The organism is Streptomyces sp. NPDC048751 (assembly GCF_043198595.1).
GTDB lineage: Bacteria > Actinomycetota > Actinomycetes > Streptomycetales > Streptomycetaceae > Streptomyces.
Window position 1 is genome coordinate 885879 of the sequence record NZ_JBICUX010000001.1, and the last position, 16297, is coordinate 902175.

Below are 16297 nucleotides of genomic sequence, written 5' to 3' on the forward strand. Positions count from 1 at the left end.
GCGTCATGACGTCATGAGGACGCTGGCAAACGCCCGGCCCGCCGAGCTGGACCCGTCCCTGCTGGCGGGCTCCCGGCGGCAGCACGAGGACCTGACGCGCATCATGGCCGCAGCGCAGGAGAGGTCCACCGGACGTCCCCTGACGCGGCTGCGTCCCCGGCTCCTGCCACTTGGAGCCGTCGCGGCCGCCGTGGCATCCGCGGTCGTGGTGGGTACTCTCGTCCAGCAGGATTCGCACGGAACCACAAGTGCGCGGGCGGGCACACGCCCGCCGTCCGCCACCGCGACGGCGCCGGCCGGCCGTATGGAACTGCTGGGGGTGGCGCAGGCGGCGGAGGCTTCGGCTGCCGAAGGAACGTACTGGCGGGTGACGACGCGGTCGGAGAACGTGGACATCGTCGGCGAGCCGGGGCGGCGCTTCGCCGTGCGGAGCACCGCGACCTCGGAGTGGTCGGTGGGTGTGCGCCCGGGAACCCGGAGCCTGATGGTCACCGGCCTGGACGCCGAGACCCGGCCCCGCACCGCGGCGGACGAGGAACGCTGGCGGGCAGCCGGTTCACCGCGACAAGTGGAGAGCCCGGCAGACACTGACGGCCGGATGAGGGTCGCGCTCACGATCGGACCCGGGCGGCCCATGGTCATGCGCACGGACAGCGACAACAAGATCTACGCCGTCGGCCCGGACAACGTCTCCTACCAGGATCTGCGGAAACTGCCCACCGACAGCGCACGGTTGCGTCGACACTTGGAGCGGCTGTACGAGCGGGACGGCGGCTCGGAGACCAGCGGCGGCAGTACTGCCTGGATGCTGCGCCAGGCGGGCAATCTCATCACCATGCCGGTGAAGCCCGGCACCCGGGCCGCCGCGTACCGCCTGCTCGCCGACCTGCCGGGCATCCGCGTCCAGGACTCCGCCACCGACCCGCTGGGCCGCAGGGGCATCGGCATCACGCTCCCCGACAACGCGAAGACCCCGTTGGGGAGCGTGGAGCAGCGGCTGGTCGTGAACCCGTCCACCGGCGCTCTGCTCGCCGAACTCACCGTCCTGGCCGAACCGTCGGCCACCGCGCGGCAGGCGGGGCTGGACGCCGGCACGGCCGTGTCCTACTCGGCGACCACGCGGATGGAATGGGCGCAGCGGCAGATCACCGTGCCGGAGAACGCCCGGCACTGATTTTCTCCCCCGCGGGATCGGCACCGCCGGACCACCCGCCCCTCGCCGAAGATCCACCCCTCTCGCCGCCTCGGCGGCCCGGGACGCGGGAGGGAGACCGGCGGGTCTGTCACGGATACCCACCTCCGAAAGGCACGAGTTGATGAGAACCCCCGTATGACGGTCCACCTCACGCGGCGCCCGCGTGGCCACCGCAGTCGCGGCCTGTGCCCTCACCCTCACCACACCGTGGGCCGCCCAGGCGCTGCCCGCGACGAAGGCCCCCAAGCAGACGCCCTGGAAGGTCGCGCTACCGCTCTCCGAGGCGCAGTCGGGTGACTTCTTCGACATCGACGCGAGGACCAGGACCGATGCCTGGGCGGTCGGCAGGAAGGTGGACGACTCCCTCTCCACCACCCCGCTGGTCAAGCACTGGGACGGCAGCCGCTGGAACGATGTCCGGCCCGCGGCGACCGAAGGCAGACCCACGCAGTTCGACGCGGTGACCGCCTCGGGCCCCGACGACGCCTGGGCCGCCGGGACGTACACCGACGTGGAGATCGGCTCCGCGTCCGCGGCCCGGACACCGGACCGCCTCGCGGAACGGCTGCCCGGCTCCCCGGCGAACCGCTTCCGCGGTGGCGCCGCCGCGCCTCCCACGGCGGCCAGCCCGATCGTGCTCCAGCACTGGGACGGCACCCGGTGGAATCGGGTACCGCGTCCGGCACCCGCCGAGGGCTGGCTCCGCTTCGTCGGCGACCTCACCTCGTTCGGCCGGGACTCCGTGTGGCTGACCACCGCGGACTGGAACCCGGCGACGAACGCGAACGCCGCGCAGCTCGAGCACTGGGACGGCCGCACGTGGCAGCGGACGACTCTTCCTCCGGCACCGAACGGCGCCCCGCTACAGCCCTGGAGCATCACGGGCACCGGCCCCGACGACGTGTGGGTCACCGCCCAGGCCGACACCAACGGCACCGCGATGCCCCTGCTTTACCACTTCGACGGCAGGCGTTGGACGGTGGCCACCATCCCCGTGCCCAAGAAGTACGACGTCGGCTGGGTGGCCAACCACATCGTGACGACGAAGCGCGGAACGGTCCAGGTGTTCGGCAAGACCAACGACCCCGGGGTGCCCCGCGGACTGCTCGCCACACGATGGGACGGCCGCACCTGGCGGCCGGTCCCCCTGCCCGGCGTCGACGAGGTGAACGCCGCGGGCGTGGACGGCTCAGGAAAGGTGTGGGTCGCGGGCTGGCCAGTGGGCAGCAGCCATGCGGTGCTCTCCCGATGGGACGGCGCCTCCTGGACCGACGAGCAGCTTCCCGAGGACATCACGACCAGCGCGGGCAGTTCGATCCTCGGTATCGACGGTGTTCCCGGCACCCGCGCCGTACTGGCCGCGGGAGACACCGCCTGCGAGAGCGCGTCGTCGGGCGCGTGCGGTCTGGTGGTCTCGCGCGGGATCGACTGACAGGCAGATCAGCCGGAAGGCGTGCTGGAACCCGGTCCTCGTTCCTCACCGCAATGACCGCCTGTGGCCCGCACTGGACTGTGTGGGCCACAGGCCCAGGTTGGACGGCCTGGGGTTGTTGGTTCGCGGGGTCGTCTGTCGGTTCTCGGACCACTGAGCGCACGAACGGCGGTCGACCGCCCAAGCACGGCGGCGAGTTCGCCTTCGGCGACTCCGCCACCTGGGCACCGAGCAGGCCATGACGGTCACGGACACGCGCCCGTCCTTGTCCCAGTGGCCATCCTCAGAAAAAAAGCGGGGCAGCGTCAGCGTCCACTGGTTCGTAGTCACCAGCCCTCTTCTCGAACGGCTCTGCTGGCCCACGGCGGCACTCGCCCGTCTCGTCTCACGCCGAGGTCAAAAAGACAAGCTCAGGACCTGTTTCTAAGCCCCGGTGCTGGCCTAAGGCTTCGACCAGCTCAGGGTCCGCTTCACGAACGATTTCTACCTTCACATCCATCCCCGCAGCCCAGACACCGGCCACACCCGCTTGCTTGGAGTGCACTCCAAGGCCATAGCGTTGAGGGCACGCCTGTATCACTAGGGTCTCGCCGACGTCCCGGAAGGCTGCCTACCTTCTATACCGGCTCCCGGCTAAACACGAAATAAGCGGGAGTCAGACGATCGATATCTCAGGAGTATCTCTAATGCAAAAGCGCAAACTAGGGCGAGACCTCGAAGTCTCGGCTCTCGGGCTCGGCTGCATGGGCATGAGTTTCTTCTACGGTCAGCCACAAGACACAGCCGAGATGACGAAGCTGCTGCGGGCGGCCGTTGACCACGGCGTGACTTTCTTCGACACTGCCGAAGTCTACGGCCCGTTTACCAATGAGGACCTGGTCGGTCAGGCGCTGGCACCGGTCCGCGACCAGGTGGTGATCGCCACCAAGTTTGGAATCAAGCACGGCGAGCACGGGCCGACCCCGATGTCCGGGGTCGACAGCAGACCCGAGCAGATCCGCCGGGTGACCGAGGCATCGCTCAAGCGTCTTCAAACCGAATGCATCGACCTGCTCTACCAACACCGCGTCGACCCCAACGTGCCCATCGAAGACGTGGCCGGCACGGTCAAGGAGCTGATCACCGAAGGCAAGGTAAAGCACTTCGGCTTGTCCGAGGCCGGTGCCGCGACGATTCGTCGCGCCCACGCCGTGCAGCCAGTAACGGCAATGCAAAGTGAGTACTCGCTCTGGATGCGCGAGCACGAAACCGAAATCATTCCGACCTTGGAGGAACTGGGCATCGGCCTGGTGCCCTACAGCCCGCTCGGCAAAGGATTTTTGACCGGCAAGATCGATTCCAGCACGTCGCTGGCCGACAACGACCTCCGTCGCCTGCTTCCGCGTTTCAGCCCTGAAGCACGGCGAGCCAACCAGGTGCTGGTCGACCTGCTGCAGCGGATTGCCGATGACAAAGGAGCCACGCCGGCCCAGATCGCTCTCGCCTGGGTGCTGGCGCAGAAGCCGTGGTTCGTGCCGATCCCCGGCACCACCAAGCTGCACCGCCTAGAAGAGAACCTGGGCGCACTCGACGTCGAGCTGACAACCGGCGACCTACATCGGATCGAAGAGGCCGTGGCCAACTTCCGGATCCAGGGCGAACGTCTCCCTGAGCAGTTGCAGTCACGGTTCGGCCGCTGAAAGCGGGCCAGTCCGAGGGCCTGCCTGGTCTGCTCGCCGACGTGGACGTCGCGTGCCATGACGCTCGACTGCAGACCGAGTCCTCTGCCTCGACGCTGACGTGACACAGATCTCGATGTGCCTCCGGTAGACGGATCTATAGTCTGGTCCCGTTTGTTGGCCGAAGGTGAGATGTAAGGCTCATGAAGAGCCTTCCGTACGTGGCTGGCGAAGCGTCAGCCAAGTCAGCAAGCGGTCAGCACAAAGCCTGCAAGGGGCGTCGGAAGCGCGTTGGTGGCGGGCCGCTGTAAGGTGAGAGAACAGCCCTTGACCTGCACAAAGCGGGCAGGGAGCGACCCTGATTGCGGCCTCCAGGTCAGCAAAAGGTCAGCATCGGGCCGGGCGGTGTCCGGCTTGCTGACCTGCACCTACGGCAGGGCCTCCTGCGCCACCCATCGCCCTGCTCGGAAGGCTTGATGCGTGGCTCGACAGCTCGCCCGTGGGATGGGGTCGTTCTTCAAGGAGTGCGGTTGTGCCAGGCCGACCCGTTGCCCGCACCCGTACACGATCCGGTTCCGGGACGCTCTCGGCAAGCAACGTGAAGAAGCCGGCTACGACACGCAGGACGATGCGATCGAGCGTCTCACGCAGACCTACGCGGAGAAGAAGACAACGGCACCATCCGTCGCCGAGGTGCGCCGCGAACTCGGACAGCAGACGATCGTGGAATACGCGAAGCGGTGGCGGCCTCGTCAGCGCAAGATGACGGAGTATTCGACGGGGTGGCACGTGGACAGCTCCATCAACGTGCACATCATCCCTCGTCTCGGGTCGCGGAAACTGAACTCGGTTACGCCCATCGTGGTCGAGCGCTTCCTGGACGAGTTGGAGACGGACGGGGTGGGGCGCGGAAACCAGGTGAACATCTTCCGCGTCCTCAAGGCGATCCTCCGGGACGCGTATGGCAAGGGCGCTATGGCGGACGACCCTGTGAAGGGCGTCCAGGAACCGGAATACGTCCGCGAAAAGGTGGTCATCCCATCCCTCGCCTACGTGAAGAAGGCCCTGACAGCCGCTGACGAAGATCTCGCGCTTGAGATCGTCATGATGGTGGGCTGCGGCTTGCGGAACGGGGAAGCCCGGGCGGTGAACATCAACAATGTCGTGGCCGACGATGCCTACCGGGTGCACGAGCAGATCCACTCCAAGCAAGGCGGGGGAGTTCCGGGAGGTTCCTCTGCCACGCTCGGTGCGGGAAGAGATGGAGCGGTACGAGGAGAAGCATGGCACCACGAAGGAGGGCTATCTGCTGCGCGGTCCGAGCGGCTACTACACGGAGCCGATGGAGCGCCGTCGTGTGCGGAGGCTCTTCAGGGACCTGCCCGCGGAGGGCGGTGTCGGCATGTACGGCTTCCGGCACTACTTTGCCTCGAACGCACTCGGGAATGGGATACCGATCACCGACGTGGCGGAATGGATGGGCCACAAGTCGATCGAGGAGACGTATCGCACCTACCGGCACCTGATGCCGGGGAGCGTCGCCAGGGCGGCCCGCATCCTGGACGCCGGCCTCTGGGAGGCGGTCTGAGGCCGTAGCGAAGCCTGTCGGGGCGGACGTGCCGTCGCGGTCGGTCGCGCGCCGGAAGAGGGACTCGGCATGGAGATGGCCGCGCCGCAAGAGCCGATCAGGCCGGGCGGCGGGCACGGGCCGACGCCTCGGTTGCTGGGGGAGGTCGGTGGAGCCGATATCGCCCGGCGTCGCCGCCGGCACCCGTCATACGGTGGCGGCTGGCGGCGGAGGCGGGGCAGGCGCCGGGGTGGGAGTCAGGCTCACGTCGGCGCCCTGGCGGCTCACCGGGGGAGACCGTCGCCTGGCGTGTCTCTCCCTCCGCTCCGCCTGTACTCTTCGAACAGCGGTCGCGTGCTGAAGTCGACGTGCCGGCTGAGCGCCGCGACCGCACCCGGTACCCCGGGCGATGGCAGGACCGTCGTGCATCACCCACGTAACGAAATGATCTGCTTCCTTGTGCGGGCCGCGTCCACGCCCGTGCAGTGGGCTGATGCACTTTCCGACAGCAGGCGGTCCGTTCTTCCGCTACATGCGCATGTGGCACGCCGTGGCGGCCTCCCTCGTAGTGGTGGCGGTGCTGGCATTCCTCGTCCTTCGACCGTCCGGCGGCGCGCGTGTGGTCCCCAACAGCCCCTGCCGGGCCGTCGATTCGGCGCGCGAGGCCACGCCCGCGACCCCCGACCTCGACGGGGACGGCTTCGTCGATCTGGTGCACGAGATCTCCGAGACGGAGAACTTCGACCTGTTCGTCGTGCCCGGTTCCGAGCACGGTCCTGACCCCGACCACACGACCGTCTTCGCCCACGACGACCTCGGTGTGCCGCACGACGTTCAGACGGGTGACGACCCGTTGCAGCCCACGGTCGCCGACCTGGATGAGGACGGCCACGCCGACCTCGTCGTGAGCGGCGCCGCCCAGGTCCTGTGGGGAGGCCCCAAGGGCCCGCGGGTCGGCGGAGCGCACGGGCGTGTGCCACTACCGGGCAGCGGATACAGCACCGCGCCGGTCGCCGGCGACTTCGACGGGGACAGCCACACCGACCTCGCGGTGTTCAGGGACTCGAACGAGGCTCGGGAACTGGTTGTCCTCAAGGGACCGTTCAAGCGCTCCGGCGCCCCGGTCAGGACCGTGGAGATCCCCAGCCCGGTCCACGAGGGCGCGTCACCCGTGCTGGTCGCCGGGGACGCGAACGACGACCGCGCCACCGATCTCGCGCTCTACAACTCTCCGTGGGATCCGCCCCTGCTGTTCACAGGCGGCGCCCGTACCGCCGACGGCCTGAGCAAGGAACCCGAGCGGCTGCCGGAGGGCGAGAACATCGTCTTCGGCGACTTCGACGGCGACGGGCGCCAGGACATCGCCATTGGTCGGAGCTTCGTCGACAGCTACGACGAGGTCGACACACCCCACCGGCGTGGCCAGGTCAGCGTCCGCTACGGGAAGGAGCCGGGGAAGTGGGTCACCATGGACGGCGGCGACTTCAAGGAGGGCTTCGGCGCCAGGCTTGCCGTCGGGGACTTCAACGGCGATGGCTGCGACGACTTGGCCGTACAGCTCACCAAGAAGAAGGAGGCGGGGGACGCGCGGATCGAGGTGCTGCGGGGCGGCTCCGAGCACGGGCTCGGATCGAAGCCCTGGCGCTCCACCAAGCGGTCCGTGCCGGGTGACGACGGCCCCGACGGCACGCTCTTCGCCGTCCAGGACTGGGACGGCGACGGCCGCGCGGAACTGACCCTTCTCGGCGAGGACAGGTGGTGGATCACCGACGGAACGGGCCGCGACGAGGCATCCTTCCCGGTCGCCCCCAGCAAGGATCAAGGTTCGTAGGCGCATGCTTGCTGTCCCGGGCACGTAGTTCCGGGCCCCGTAACGGGTGCCGCTCGGCCGCCTCGGCGATCACGCCCTCCAGCGGAGCCTCGACGACTCCGGCGTCCCGCCACTGCACGGTGGACCAGGTGCCGCACCGGTCCGGCATCTCCCGCCACCGGGCTCCCGAGCGGAACTTCCAGATCACTGGCGTTCGGGGACGAGCCGGACGAGATCCGACGCGCTCTCGATGCGGCGGGCGTCCACGACTTGGAGCGGGACGCGGCTTACCGGACCTCGCTCGGGATCGTCCAGGACCACTACGGCCTGGCCCTGCCGAAGGACGTCATCCTGACAGGCGAGCTACCGGCCGCCGTCATTACGCTTTGAGAGTGCGGGATGTGGCGTTCTGTCGGTCTTGTCATCGCTCGATGGTGTGACGTTGGGGCCCGTACCCGAGCGATCTCAGCGACGAGCAGTGGCAGCTCCTCGAACCCGTGATCACGGCATGGAAGGCCCGGCATCCGTCGGTCAGCGGGCATCAGGGGAAGTACGCGATGCGGGAGATCGTGAACGCGATCCTCTACCAGAACCGCACGGGTTGTCAGTGGGAGTTCCTGCCCCATGACATGCCCCCGCCCGGAGCGGTGAAGTACTACTCTGCCTCTGGCGCGACGAGAGCACCGACCAGGACATTCACGACCTGCTGCGCTGGCAGCTGCGGGAGAAGCGGAAACGATTAGCCGACCCGAGCCTGGTGGTCCTGGACACGCAGAGCATCCATGCCTCCGTCGGAGTCCCGGCCACGACAACGGGCCGGGATGCTGCGAAGAAGGTGCCGGGCAGGAAGAGATGCCTGGCCGTGGTTCTGTCACTCGTTGGTGGCTGTTGTATTGACATTCGGCATGGCTTACCGCGTGGTGATGCGCGCGGACGACGGTCGAGCCACCGGCGACCTGCTCGACGCCTGCCCGGCCGAGCCGAGGCACCACGAAGACGCGCCACTCGACAAGCGGATAACGCTCCCCTGATGGACACCGCCCGGACCGTCGCCGGGTCAGTGCGAGCTGGCGGGGACGGGCGAGAGTCGGTAGCCGCCCTCATGGGAAACGACGCGGCCGGCTGTGGGCGGTGCGAAGTGGGTGCCCAGGACGAGGGTGTCCGTGTCGGCGAGTGAGGCGAGCAGTGTCCGGCGCGAGGTCTCGGACTGCTGTGGGGCGATGTCGACGCAGGAACCGATGGCGGGGTGGGCGAGCTGGACGGGGTGGTGGATGCAGTCGCCGGTGATCAGTGCCGTCCGGCCGTGGCTGGTCAGCTCGACGGCGACGTGGCCGGGGGTGTGGCCGGGGGTGGGGAGCAGGCGCAGGCCGGGGGCGACGTCGATGCCCTCGGCGGGGACGTCGACGAGGTCGAGCAGTCCCGCCTCCTCGACCGGGATCACGGAGTCGCGGAACATCTGCTCGCGTGCCTCGTCCATGTCGTACCCGGCCCAGAACTCCCGCTCGGTGCGGGAGGTCAGGTAACGGGCGTGGGGGAAGGTGGGCACCCAATCACCGTCCACCTCCCGTGTGTTCCAGCCGACGTGGTCGGCGTGCAGGTGGGTGAGGATCACCAGGTCGACCGAGTCCGGGGGGAATCCGGCGACGGTCAGGCGCTGCAGGTAGTCGGTATCCAGGCCATGCCAGGCGGGGTTGGCCCGTTCCTTGCCGTTGCCGATGCCGGTGTCGACCAGGATGCGCAGGCCGCCGAGGGTGAACGCGAAGCTGTGGCTGTCGATGCGGAGGGTGCCCTCGTCGTCGGCGAAGTGGGGACGCAGCCAGTCCTGCGCGGCGACGAGGTCCGGGGTGGCGTCGGGCAGCAGCCACGGTCCGGTGGCGGGCGGCAGGAGAACCTCGTCGATGCGGTGGACGGTGACGTCGCCCACGGTCCAGGAGGGGGCGGCGATCAGGTCGGTGGCCGGGTGGTTGTGGCGGGCAGTGCTCATGATCGTTCTGTCCTCTGGCTCTCGTTACGGAAGGTCGTTGTGCGCGTGGTGGACTGTCCTGCCCCTTGACACGGTGAGTGCGGCCAGGGCCGCGACGGCGAGCAGGGTGGCGGCGATGGCATAGGTATGGGCGGCGGTGCGCAGCCCGTAGTGCTGGGTGGCGGCACCCGCGGCGATGGCGGGCAGGCTCATGGAGAGGTAGCTGAGGACGTAGTAGGCGGCCAGGGTCGCGGCACGGTCCTGCGCGTCGAGGGAGGCGAGTGTCATGCGCAGCGCCCCTTGGGAGACGGCGCCGAAGGCGATCCCGGCCAGAGCCGCGCCGCCGTAGACGGCGGGCAGAGCGGCTCCGTGCAGACCGCTCAGCGTCAGGGCCGCGGCGGGAGCGACGGCCAGGCTCCCGCCGGTGGCGGCGGCGTAAGGCGCCGTGCGCCGTAGTGTCCACACGGTGAGCGTGGCCGCGGCGGTCAGCGTGAAGAAGACCATGCCGCCGGCCGCCTGCGGGGCACCAGGGGCCACCAGGCGCACGAGCGCCGGCCCGAGGGAGGAGTAGAAGCCGCCCAGGGCCCAGACGGCGACGACACCGGTACCGGCCGCCAGCAGAGCGCGACGCGCCGACGGGGGCACGGCGAGCTCAGGGCGCAGCGAACTCAGGGCGCCGGGGTGCGGGCGGGCCGTCTCCGTCGTGAACATGACCGCGACCGCCTGGGCGGCGAAGAGGACCGCGAGCACGACGTACACGGTGACCGTGGGGGCGGGCACGAAACGGATGAAAAGGGTGGAGGTCAGGACGCCGGCGGCCATGCCCGCCACCGGGGCGATGCTGTTGGTCAGGGCGGACCGGCCCGGACGCCGGGGGTTTTCCAGGTCGAGGAGGGCCGCGCCCGCGGCGCTGGCGGCCGCGCCGGTGGCCGCCCCCTGCAGGACGCGGGCGGCGGTCAGTGCACCGGCGCCGTCCGCCGAGGCCAGCAGCACCATGGAGGCGGCCTCCACCGCCAGGGCGCCCGCCAGGACGGGGCGTCGTCCCAGGTGGTCGGAGAGTGCTCCGGTGGTGAGCAGGGCCAACAGCAGGGCCAGTGCGTAGGCGCTGAACACCACGGTGATGGCGAGCGCGGACAGGCGCCAGGCGTCCTGGTAATGGGGGTAGAGCGGGGTGGGTGCACTGGATGCCGCGAGGAGTGCGGCCAGGATCGAGGCGTTCAGTACGAAGGACGCCGCGCGGTTGGCTGTGCGGGGGCGGGCGGCTTGGTAGGGGCGGCGTGGCGCGGGAGCTCGGGGTGTGACGGTGGGCATGGGACTCCTCATGCGCTAAAGGCAATGGGTTTGCTTTAAGGAACCGTAGACCCTACAGTGGACTAACGCAAATGTTTAGCTTTTGTAGCTGAAGTGGGTGCTTCGCCGCTTCGGCCCGAGAAGAGAGAGATCCATGTCCGCCGTAGAGCTCACCCCGCCGGAAGCGGCCCGCTGGGCCGCCCGCGCCGGGCTCCCGCTGCCTGCCGACCGCCACGCCGCGGTCGCGGCCACCGCCCATCACATCCACTCCGTCGTCGCGGTCCTGCGGGAGCTGGACTTCGGGGACACCCCGCCCGCCCCCGCCTACCGCGCGGAACAGGAGAAGCCCGATGCAGCCGTATGAACTGTCCCTGACCGCAGCCGCCGACGCGATCGAGGCTCGGGAGTTGTCCCCCGTCGAGCTGGCGGACTCCGTGCTTCAGCGCATCGCGCATATGGAGCCGCGCCTTCGGGCCTACGTCACCGTCACCGCCGAGCGCACCCGCACTGCCGCGCGTGCAGCCGAACACGACATCGCGGCCGGCCGCTACCTCGGTCCGCTGCACGGCATCCCCATGGGCGTCAAAGATCTGATCGACGTCGCGGGCGCGGCGACAACGGCCAGCTCCCGGGTCCGCGGCGATCACAGTGCGCAGACCGACAGCACGGTCGCCGCGCGCCTGGCGGAGGCCGGTGCGGTCCTGCTGGGCAAGACGCACACGCACGAGTTCGCCTATGGCCTGACCACCCCACAGACCCACAACGCCTGGGACACAGGCCGGGTTGCCGGCGGATCCAGCGGCGGGTCCGCCGTTGCCGTCGCCGCGGGCATGGCCACCTTCGCCCTGGGCACCGACACCGGCGGATCCATCAGGGTGCCCGCCGCGCTCAACGGGGTCGTCGGCCTCAAGCCGACCTACGGGCTCGTCCCCCGGCACGGTGTCACGTCTCTGTCCTGGTCACTGGACCACGTCGGCCCGATCGCCCGCACGGTCGAGGACGCGGCCCTGGTCCTGGCCGCCCTGGCCGGGCACGACCCCCGCGACCCCGCCTCCCTGACCACACCCGCTAGGGACTACCGGCCGGATGCGGGCACGGACCTGACGGGGCTGCGGGTCGGCGTGCCGCGCACCTACTACTTCGACCAGGTCGCCCCCGAGGTCGAAGCCGCCGTCCGGCGTGCCATCGACCAGCTTCAGGCGCTCGGCGCACGCCTCGTCGAGGTGGAGATCCCCATGACGCGCTACATCCAGGCCACCCAGTGGGGCCTGATGGTGCCCGAGGCCACCGCCTACCACGAGGCGACCCTGCGCACGGTCCCCGAGCTCTACCAGGACGACGTCCGCGTCCTCCTCGAGGCCGGCGAACTGATGCCCGCCGGAGACTACCTGCGCGCCCAGCGCTCCCGCACCCTCATGCGGCAGGAATGGGCCCGCATGCTCACGGAGGTCGACGTGATCGCCGCCCCCACCGTCCCGGCGACCGCCGTCAGGGCTGGCCAGGAGACGATCACCTGGGCCGACGGCACCGTCGAGGGCGTCTCCGACGCCTACGTGCGCCTGTCGTCCCCCGCCAACATCACCGGAGTACCGTCCCTGTCCATGCCGGTCGGCCACGACACGGCGGGGCTGCCGATCGGTATGCAGCTGCTCGGGCGACCGCTCCAAGAGGGCGTACTCCTACGGGTCGGCCACGCCTACGAGCAGACCCAGCCCGCCCACGACCTCGCACACGCGGCGTGAACGAAGGGCGGGACCCGGCAGCATCGCATGGGCAGGGCGAGTGCCCGACGGCTGTGCCGCAGCCGTCGGGCACTCACCCGCTCTCGACGACACAGCCTGCGCGGGCGTTCCCCGAAAGTGCCCGAGCGGCGACGGCGCCGAGGCTGATGGAGCGGACAGACCGCACCGCGCATCCCGCAGCGCGGAAGGACGACCAGCCCAGCGCCTGGACGACGTCTTTTGTGAGCACGAGGGGACGGATCACGTCCGCGCCATGAAGGTCTCCTCCCTGCGGGCGTGCACCGAGGCGGCGCTGAACCACACGACTGGCAGCGAGAGAGGCCGTCGAACGGTGGCCCAGCGGCTCACTAGACGCAATGATTTCGCTTTAAGATGAGTTCCATGAGCAGGCAGATGGTACGCCCCGGTGGGCGCAGCGCCCGGGTCCAAGCATCGGTGCACGCCGCCGTGCGCGAACTCGCCTCGGAGGTGGGCCGCGACGCCCTGACGGTACCGATGATCGCCCAGCGCGCGGGCGTGACACCGTCGACGATCTACCGCCGCTGGGGGGATCTGCAGGAGTTGTTGTCGGACGTGGCGGTCGAGCGTCTGCGGCCCGAGACCGCGCCCGGGGACCACGGTGCCCTGCCAGCCGACCTGACGGCCTGGGCCGAGCAGTTCCTCGACGAGATGTCCTCTCCCACTGGCCGCGCCTACATCCGTGACGCCCTGCTCGGCGACCCGGACGGCAGCAACGCCGGCCAGTGCTCGGCCTACGCCGCCGAACAGATCGACGTCATCCTCACCCGTGCGACAGAACGCGGGGAGAAGACGCCGGACGTCGAGACGGTCATCGACGGCGTCGTCGCCCCGCTGATGTACCGCATCCTCTTCCGCCCGGACGGACTCGACGCCGCGTACGCGCGTCGGCTCGTGACAGCGGTCCTCGGCCCGACCGGCCGATAACCCGGCGCTCTCCTCGGGTGGTGTGGCCGGTCTGGAAGCCGGATTGCGTCAGCTGTCCGCTGCGGCGTCCTTTACATCGGCCGGAAGCCCAATCGGGACTGCGGCTCGACATTTGTTTCTAGTGGGTTGGGTGGTGCCTGTCGCGTGCCACCGCCAAGCGTCATCGCGAGGGCGCAGCAATGATCAGCGGAAACGCCGGTTTGGCTGACCGGCGATGCGCGGCTATATTGCGCGCCGCCGGATCAAAGAACAGATCTTGTTCGGCCTGATGGTCGGCTGGTCGAGCCCTGCTGTGGCGATCGTCACGAAGGTCTTGGGAGGTCGTTGCGTACGCTCTCTGGTGCGAGCAGGGACAGCAAGGCCCCGCCGGCCCCGAGGGCGGCGTCACGCAGGCGGGCGAGATCACGGCTGGGGGCCTTCAGGCCCCGCTCCACCTTGCTCAACTGCGCCTTGCCGCAGTGCACGGAGCCGGACAGGGCGGTGAGGCTGAGCCCTGCTTCCAGACGCCGCTTCCTCAACTCCTCGCCGAATGCGGTGGACGGCTGTGGCACGGAAACCTCCAACCCCTCCCGCCATCGGCCGAGTCGGCGCTGCACGTAGCGTGCGGCAGTCTGGCCGGGGCGGACAAGACGATCGATGCTGCTTCCCGTTTCCTTCTCCGACACGGGAACGCGACATGCGCGGCAGGGAGGACGGGAGAGATGGACTATCTGGAAGTCGTGCCGAAAAGGGAGGTGATCGTGCGCTCGACCACCCACCGGAAGACGTCCAGGCCGCTGCCGTGGTCCTCGCCCCGCTCGGCGATCACCGGTGTGATGCCGAGAGCCCGCACTAGACGGCGGTACTTGTCATGGTCGTAGCCGCGGTCCGCGAGCAGGGCATCAGGCCGTCGGCGCGGGCGGCCGACCGGTCCCGCTGCCCGCGGGATCTTGTCGAGCAGAGGCGGCAACTGGGTAACGTCGCCCACGGTTACCGCCGGTCAGCGACACCGCGAGCGGGATGCCCTGACCGTCGCCCGCCGGGTGCCCTCTCGTCCACTGCGCCGGCGCCATGGGCCTCCTCGGGACCGTCGTCATTCCCGACGCCGAGACGGAAGCCGCAGCCGACTCCATCGCGGCGGTCCTCCGCGTGACCTGCTGTGCCACGATCACCCGCGCCCGCGAGCGGGGCTGGTCCTAGGCCGGCAGGGCAGCCGGTTGCTACGCCACCTGGGGTTGTCCGGTCGATGCCAAAGGCGGCTCCGCGCTTGACCTGACGTATGGTCAGGTAAGTCAGCATCCGGTCAGCATCAGTCCTCGCACATCCGGGGACGGGTGTTCGAACAGGTGCTTGGCTGGCGATGGAGAAACAGCCTTGTTCGCACGGAAGTGCAGGTGAGGAGCCTTCTTGCCCGAGTGAAGTCGATGTTCCTCAGTATCTTCGACTCCGACGCGTGCCCGTGTAGAGTGAAGACCGCCCTTGACCTGCACAAAGCAGGCAGGGAGCCGTCTTCCAGGAGTCCAAAGTGCTGCGTACTCTGTTCAAGTCCAAGATCCACCGCGCCACCGTCACCCAGGCCGACCTGCACTACGTGGGATCGGTGACCATCGACGCCGACCTGCTCGACGCCGCCGACCTGCTGCCCGGTGAGCTCGTGCACATCGTGGACATCACCAACGGGGCCCGGCTGGAGACGTACGTCATCGAGGGCGAGCGTGGGTCAGGGGTGGTCGGGATCAACGGGGCGGCAGCCCATCTGGTTCATCCCGGAGATCTGGTGATCATCATCAGTTACGCTCAGGTGACCGACGCCGAGGCGCGGGCGCTGAAGCCGCGGGTGGTGCACGTGGACCGCGACAACCGGATCGTGGCCCTCGGGGCGGACCCGTCGGAGCCGGTGCCCGGCTCGGACCAGGAGCGCAGCCCGCAGGCCGTGGGCGCCTGACCGTTCGACGAGGAGTGCCCATGAGCGACGTCCAGATCCGCGACGACCGGGCGGCGGGCCGCCTGGAGGCCCTCGGGGACGGCGGCGAAGTCGTCGGCCGCATCGAGTACTTCGTGCTCGAGTCCCCCTCGCGCGCCCTCGTCCCCGTGCACACCATCGTCGAGCCGGCCCACGAGGGCAAGGGCATCGCGGGCTCGCTGGCGCGTGAGCTGTACGCCGTCGCCGCGCGGGAGGACGTCTCCGTCGCCCCGCTCTGCCCGTACGTCGTCAAGTGGGCCGAGCGTCACCCCGAGGAGGCCCCGGCCGCCGACCCGCGGCTGCTGCAGGCCGCGAAGGAGTGGCTCGTCGCGCACCCCGGACGGTTCTGAGGGGCGTCGCCGCGCGTCGGAAGGCCCACCTGGGCCGACGCATTGACGCGCCTGGGTGACTGGCGGCACGGGCGTCGGGTACGCGGGGGAGTAGTCCAGAGCGGACACAGCCAGTGCCGATGTCGACCGACTGGCCGGAGGACATCATGACCAACCCGTACCCGGACCCCGTTCCCCCCGGACCGACGCCCGGACCCTCACCGACCCCCACTCCGCCCGGACCGCCGCCCGACCCGACCCCACCGGCACCGGGACCCGATCCCACCCCGCCCCCAGGACCGGATCCGACACCGGGCCCCGGCCCTCACCCGACTCCGCCTCCGGAACCCTCTCCGTCCCCGATCCCGCCGGGACCGGAGCCCGTGCCGAACCCGGAGCCGGGACCACCACTCACCTGACGAGC

At 69.5% G+C, this 16297-nt stretch carries 14 protein-coding genes and 3 pseudogenes; 13 read left to right on the top strand and 4 right to left on the bottom strand.

The genetic code is table 11. The features are described 5' to 3' along the window. Positions 1-13 precede the first annotated feature (13 nt). The 7 genes and pseudogenes from ACGFNV_RS03930 to ACGFNV_RS03960 form a co-directional block, all read left to right on the top strand. Complete coding sequence (locus ACGFNV_RS03930; RefSeq protein WP_393619134.1) at positions 14-1174, top strand: CU044_5270 family protein; 1161 nt, start codon at positions 14-16, stop codon at positions 1172-1174. Between the two features lie 184 nt (positions 1175-1358). Next, entirely contained in the window at positions 1359-2627 is a 1269-nt protein-coding gene (locus ACGFNV_RS03935) for a hypothetical protein (RefSeq protein ID WP_393619135.1), read from the top strand. Between the two features lie 686 nt (positions 2628-3313). Further along, entirely contained in the window at positions 3314-4306 is a 993-nt protein-coding gene (locus ACGFNV_RS03940) for an aldo/keto reductase (protein ID WP_393619137.1), read from the top strand. A gap of 741 nt (positions 4307-5047) precedes the next feature. Then, positions 5048-5113 (top strand): annotated as a pseudogene (locus ACGFNV_RS03945) (hypothetical protein); the annotation flags it as partial. A gap of 421 nt (positions 5114-5534) precedes the next feature. Continuing rightward, positions 5535-5873 carry a tyrosine-type recombinase/integrase gene (locus ACGFNV_RS03950; protein ID WP_393619139.1) on the top strand — a complete coding sequence of 113 codons (339 nt, stop codon included), beginning with the start codon at positions 5535-5537 and terminating at the stop codon, positions 5871-5873. A 472-nt stretch (positions 5874-6345) separates the two neighbouring features. Beyond that, positions 6346-7683 (top strand): FG-GAP repeat domain-containing protein, encoded by a 1338-nt coding sequence (locus ACGFNV_RS03955; RefSeq protein WP_393619141.1) that lies wholly within the window; start codon positions 6346-6348, stop codon positions 7681-7683. A gap of 428 nt (positions 7684-8111) precedes the next feature. After that, positions 8112-8542: pseudogene (locus ACGFNV_RS03960) on the top strand (transposase); the annotation flags it as partial. Positions 8543-8719: 177 nt separating this feature from the next. Here ACGFNV_RS03960 and ACGFNV_RS03965 read toward each other — a convergent pair. Together ACGFNV_RS03965 and ACGFNV_RS03970 are read right to left on the bottom strand one after the other, a co-directional pair. Continuing rightward, a complete protein-coding gene (locus tag ACGFNV_RS03965; RefSeq protein WP_393619143.1) occupies positions 8720-9646 on the bottom strand; it encodes an MBL fold metallo-hydrolase in 927 nt (308 codons plus the stop codon). Positions 9647-9670: 24 nt separating this feature from the next. Beyond that, a complete protein-coding gene (locus ACGFNV_RS03970) occupies positions 9671-10936 on the bottom strand; it encodes an MFS transporter (RefSeq protein WP_393619145.1) in 1266 nt (421 codons plus the stop codon). Positions 10937-11069: 133 nt separating this feature from the next. Between ACGFNV_RS03970 and ACGFNV_RS03975 the strand changes: the two genes are divergently transcribed. From ACGFNV_RS03975 to ACGFNV_RS03985, 3 genes are all read left to right on the top strand, one after another. Further along, entirely contained in the window at positions 11070-11279 is a 210-nt protein-coding gene (locus ACGFNV_RS03975; protein ID WP_393619146.1) for a hypothetical protein, read from the top strand. Further along, positions 11266-12657, top strand: coding sequence for an amidase (locus ACGFNV_RS03980; protein WP_393619147.1), 1392 nt, complete (start codon positions 11266-11268; stop codon positions 12655-12657). Before ACGFNV_RS03975 ends, ACGFNV_RS03980 begins: the two co-directional genes overlap by 14 nt. A gap of 381 nt (positions 12658-13038) precedes the next feature. Further along, complete coding sequence (locus tag ACGFNV_RS03985; protein ID WP_393619149.1) at positions 13039-13602, top strand: TetR/AcrR family transcriptional regulator; 564 nt, start codon at positions 13039-13041, stop codon at positions 13600-13602. A 302-nt stretch (positions 13603-13904) separates the two neighbouring features. Here ACGFNV_RS03985 and ACGFNV_RS03990 read toward each other — a convergent pair whose 3' ends face one another. Both ACGFNV_RS03990 and ACGFNV_RS03995 read right to left on the bottom strand, forming a co-directional pair. Beyond that, entirely contained in the window at positions 13905-14153 is a 249-nt protein-coding gene (locus tag ACGFNV_RS03990; RefSeq protein ID WP_393619151.1) for a helix-turn-helix domain-containing protein, read from the bottom strand. Positions 14154-14329: 176 nt separating this feature from the next. Then, positions 14330-14654 (bottom strand): annotated as a pseudogene (locus ACGFNV_RS03995) (transposase); the annotation flags it as partial. Between ACGFNV_RS03995 and ACGFNV_RS04000 the strand changes: the two are divergent. From ACGFNV_RS04000 to ACGFNV_RS04010, 3 genes are all read left to right on the top strand, one after another. Then, a complete protein-coding gene (locus ACGFNV_RS04000) occupies positions 14653-14781 on the top strand; it encodes a hypothetical protein (protein WP_281261912.1) in 129 nt (42 codons plus the stop codon). The pseudogene ACGFNV_RS03995 and the gene ACGFNV_RS04000 sit on opposite strands and share 2 nt — an antisense overlap. A gap of 325 nt (positions 14782-15106) precedes the next feature. Then, on the top strand, positions 15107-15526 hold the full coding sequence (gene panD / locus ACGFNV_RS04005; protein ID WP_393619152.1) for an aspartate 1-decarboxylase: 420 nt from the start codon (positions 15107-15109) through the stop codon (positions 15524-15526). Positions 15527-15546: 20 nt separating this feature from the next. Further along, positions 15547-15894: a GNAT family N-acetyltransferase gene (locus ACGFNV_RS04010; RefSeq protein WP_393619154.1), complete on the top strand. Its 348-nt coding sequence runs from the start codon at positions 15547-15549 to the stop codon at positions 15892-15894. Positions 15895-16297: the final 403 nt, after the last annotated feature.